Genomic DNA, 3,577 nt, shown 5'->3' on the forward strand with positions numbered 1-3,577 from the left:
TCAACAACGGCAAGTCGCTGTCGGTCTCCGACGCCGTCTTCGGCCGTGAGTTCAGCGAAGACCTGGTCCACCAGGTCGTCGTCGCCTACCGCAACGCGGGCCGCGCCGGCACCAAGGCGCAGAAGACGCGTTCGGAAGTCAGCGGCACCACCAAGAAGTCGAAGAAGCAGAAGGGCGGCGGCGCGCGTCATGGCGCCCTGACGGCCCCGATCTTCGTCGGCGGCGGCGTGACCTTCGCGGCCAAGCCGCGCAGCTTCGCGCAGAAGGTGAACCGCAAGATGTACCGCGCGGCCATGGCCGCGATCCTGTCCGAGCTCAACCGCCAGGGCCGGATCACCGTGGTCGAGTCCTTCGACGTCGACGCGCCGAAGACCTCCGGCATGGTGGCGAAGCTGGCGGGCCTCAAGCTCGGCCAGCGTCCGCTGATCGTGACCGAGGACGCGAGCGAGAACCTGTTCCTGTCGGCCCGCAACCTGCCTTACGTGCAGGTCCGCGACGTGCAGGGCCTGGATCCGGTCGCCCTGGTCGGCGCCGACTCGGTGGTCCTGACCTCCGACGCCGTGAAGAAGATCGAGGAGTGGCTGGCATGAACGAGGCCAAGCTGTACGACGTGATCCGCGCCCCGCGCGTGTCCGAGAAGACCGCCCGCCTGCAGGAGGTCTCGAACCAGTACGTGTTCGAGGTCGCCGGCACCGCCACCAAGGCGGACATCAAGGTCGCGGTCGAGAAGCTCTTCGACGTCAAGGTCGAGGCGGTCAACGTGGTGAACGTGAAGGGCAAGGGCAAGGCCTTCCGCAACCGCATGGGCCGCCGCGGCGACTGGCGCAAGGCATACGTGAAGCTGGCCGACGGCCAGTCGATCGACGTGATGGCCACGGCCTGAGGAACGATCCATGGCATTGATGACCTTCAAACCCACTTCCGCCGGCCGTCGCTCGATGGTCCGCGTGGTCACGCCGGGCCTGCACAAGGGCGCCCCGCATGCCGCGCTGGTGGAGAAGCAGGGCAAGACCGGCGGCCGTAACCACCACGGCCGCATCACCACCCGCCACGTCGGCGGTGGCCACAAGCAGCACTACCGCCTGATCGACTTCAAGCGCGACAAGGAAGGCATCCCGGCGCGCGTCGAACGGATCGAGTACGACCCGAACCGCACCGCGCACATCGCGCTGCTGTGCTACGTCGACGGCGAGCGCCGCTACATCATCGCGCCCAAGGGCCTGAAGGCCGGCGAGCAGGTGATCGCGGGCGCCGACGCGCCGATCAAGGTCGGCAACACCCTGCCGCTGCGCAACATCCCGGTCGGTTCCACGATCCACTGCATCGAGATGAAGCCGGGCAAGGGCGCGCAGATGGCGCGCGCCGCCGGCGCCGGCGTGCAGCTGGTCGCCCGCGAGGGCGTCTACGCGATGCTCCGCCTGCGTTCGGGCGAGATGCGCAAGGTGCCGTCCGAGTGCCGCGCCACCATCGGCGAAGTCGGCAACGTCGAGCACAACCTCGAGAAGCTGGGCAAGGCCGGCGCCAAGCGCTGGCGCGGCGTGCGCCCGACCGTCCGCGGCGCGGCCATGAACCCGGTCGACCATCCGCACGGCGGCGGCGAGGCCAAGGCCGGCCAGGGCAACCCGCACCCGGTCACCCCGTGGGGCGTCCCGACCAAGGGTTACAAGACCCGCAAGAACAAGCGCACGCAGCAGTTCATCGTGCGCGACCGCAGGAGCTGATCGGTATGGCACGTTCACTCAAGAAGGGCCCGTTCGTCGACCACCACCTCATCAAGAAGGTGGAGGCCGCGGGCAGCAGCAAGAAGCCGATCAAGACCTGGTCGCGCCGTTCGATGGTCATGCCGGAGATGGTCGGTTTCACCATCGCCGTCCACAACGGCAAGAACCACATCCCGGTGCTGGTCAACGAGAACATGGTCGGCCACAAGCTCGGCGAGTTCGCCATGACCCGCACGTTCAAGGGCCATGGCGGCGACAAGAAGGCCGGGAAGTAAGGAGATGACCATGGAAGCGAAGGCAATCCTGCGCACCGCGCGCATCTCCCCCCAGAAGGCCCGCCTGGTCGCCGACCAGGTGCGCGGGCTGTCGGCCGAACGCGCCGTCAACCTGCTGAAGTTCTCGGACAAGAAGGCCGCCCACATGATCCGCAAGGTCGTCGAGTCGGCGATCGCCAACGCGGAGAACAACCAGGGCGCCGACGTGGACGAGCTGAAGGTCACCACCATCATGGTCGACGAGGGTCCGTCGCTGAAGCGCTTCATGGCGCGTGCGAAGGGCCGTGGCACGCGCATCCTGAAGCGCACCAGCCACATCACCGTCGTCGTCGGCGAGGGCAAGTAACCATGGGTCACAAAGTTCATCCCACCGGCATCCGCCTGGGCATCTCCAAGGACTGGAATTCCAAGTGGTACGCCGGCAAGAAGGAATACGCCGGTTACCTGGCCGCCGACCTCAAGGTCCGCGACATGCTGCGCAAGAAGCTGGCCGCGGCCGGGATCTCGAAGATCCTGATCGAGCGCCCGGCGAAGACCGCGCGCGTGACGATCCACACCGCCCGCCCGGGCGTGGTGATCGGCAAGCGCGGCGAGGACATCGAGAAGCTGCGCAAGGACGTCAGCGACCTGATGGGCGTCCCGGCGCACATCAACGTCACCGAGGTCCGCAAGCCGGAGCTCGACGCGCAGCTGGTCGCCGAGTCGATCGCGCAGCAGCTCGAGCGCCGCATCATGTTCCGCCGCGCGATGAAGCGCGCCGTCGGCAACGCGATGCGCCTGGGCGCGCTGGGCATCAAGGTCAACGTGGCCGGCCGCCTGAACGGCGCCGAGATCGCGCGTTCGGAGTGGTACCGCGAGGGCCGCGTCCCGCTGCACACCCTGCGCGCGGACGTGGACTACGGCTTCGCCGAGGCGAAGACGACCTACGGGATCATCGGCATCAAGGTCTGGGTCTACAAGGGCGAGATCTTCGATTTCTCCCAGGTCGGCCAGGAGAAGCAGGACGATTCGCCGCGCGCCGAGCGCGGTGATCGCGAGCGCACCGAGCGTCCCCGCGGCCCGCGCCGCGAGCGCGGCGATCGTGGCGAGCGCGGCGAGGCGAGGGAATAAACCATGCTGCAACCCAAGCGAACCAAATTCCGCAAGATGCACAAGGGCCGCAACGACGGCCTGTCCTGGAACGGCAATGCCGTCAGCTTCGGCGAGTTCGGCCTCAAGGCCACCGCGACCGGCCAGCTGACGTCGCGCCAGATCGAGGCCGCGCGTCGTTCGATCAGCCGCTACGTCAAGCGCGGCGGCAAGATGTGGATCCGCGTGTTCCCGGACAAGCCGATCACCAAGAAGCCGATCGAAGTGCGAATGGGCTCCGGCAAGGGCAACGTCGAGTACTGGGTCGCGCAGATCCAGCCCGGCCGCATGATCTACGAGATCGAGGGCGTGGACGAGGCGACCGCGCGCGAGGCGTTCCGCCTGGCGGCCGCCAAGCTCTCGGTGACCACCACTTTCGTTGCCCGGACGGTGCGCTGATGGACCTCAAGCAGATGCGTCAGAAGTCGGCCGCCGAGCTCCAGGCCCACCTGG

At 67.7% G+C, this 3,577-nt stretch carries 7 protein-coding genes; all 7 read left to right on the plus strand.

Annotated features, from left to right (window positions below):
* Positions 1-17: 17 nt before the first annotated feature.
* Genes rplD through rplP form a run of 7 tightly spaced genes read left to right on the plus strand, consistent with a single transcriptional unit; the run spans position 18 to position 3,523 of the window.
* Positions 18-590, plus strand: coding sequence for a 50S ribosomal protein L4 (gene rplD / locus VFM98_RS17250; RefSeq protein ID WP_325111139.1), 573 nt, complete (start codon positions 18-20; stop codon positions 588-590).
* Complete coding sequence (rplW, locus tag VFM98_RS17255; protein WP_325111133.1) at positions 587-883, plus strand: 50S ribosomal protein L23; 297 nt, start codon at positions 587-589, stop codon at positions 881-883. Before rplD ends, rplW begins: the two co-directional genes overlap by 4 nt.
* 10 nt (positions 884-893) lie before the next feature.
* Complete coding sequence (gene rplB / locus VFM98_RS17260; RefSeq protein ID WP_325111134.1) at positions 894-1,721, plus strand: 50S ribosomal protein L2; 828 nt, start codon at positions 894-896, stop codon at positions 1,719-1,721.
* Positions 1,722-1,726: 5 nt separating this feature from the next.
* On the plus strand, positions 1,727-1,996 hold the full coding sequence (gene rpsS / locus VFM98_RS17265) for a 30S ribosomal protein S19 (protein ID WP_325111135.1): 270 nt from the start codon (positions 1,727-1,729) through the stop codon (positions 1,994-1,996).
* Positions 1,997-2,006: 10 nt separating this feature from the next.
* Positions 2,007-2,342: a 50S ribosomal protein L22 gene (gene rplV, locus VFM98_RS17270; protein ID WP_325111136.1), complete on the plus strand. Its 336-nt coding sequence runs from the start codon at positions 2,007-2,009 to the stop codon at positions 2,340-2,342.
* Between the two features lie 2 nt (positions 2,343-2,344).
* Positions 2,345-3,106 carry a 30S ribosomal protein S3 gene (rpsC, locus tag VFM98_RS17275; protein ID WP_325111137.1) on the plus strand — a complete coding sequence of 254 codons (762 nt, stop codon included), beginning with the start codon at positions 2,345-2,347 and terminating at the stop codon, positions 3,104-3,106.
* Between the two features lie 3 nt (positions 3,107-3,109).
* A complete protein-coding gene (gene rplP, locus VFM98_RS17280) occupies positions 3,110-3,523 on the plus strand; it encodes a 50S ribosomal protein L16 (RefSeq protein ID WP_325111138.1) in 414 nt (137 codons plus the stop codon).
* The last annotated feature ends 54 nt before the right edge of the window (positions 3,524-3,577 follow it).

It is taken from the genome of Ramlibacter sp., assembly GCF_035706265.1.
Taxonomy (GTDB): Bacteria; Pseudomonadota; Gammaproteobacteria; order Burkholderiales; family Burkholderiaceae_C; genus Ramlibacter.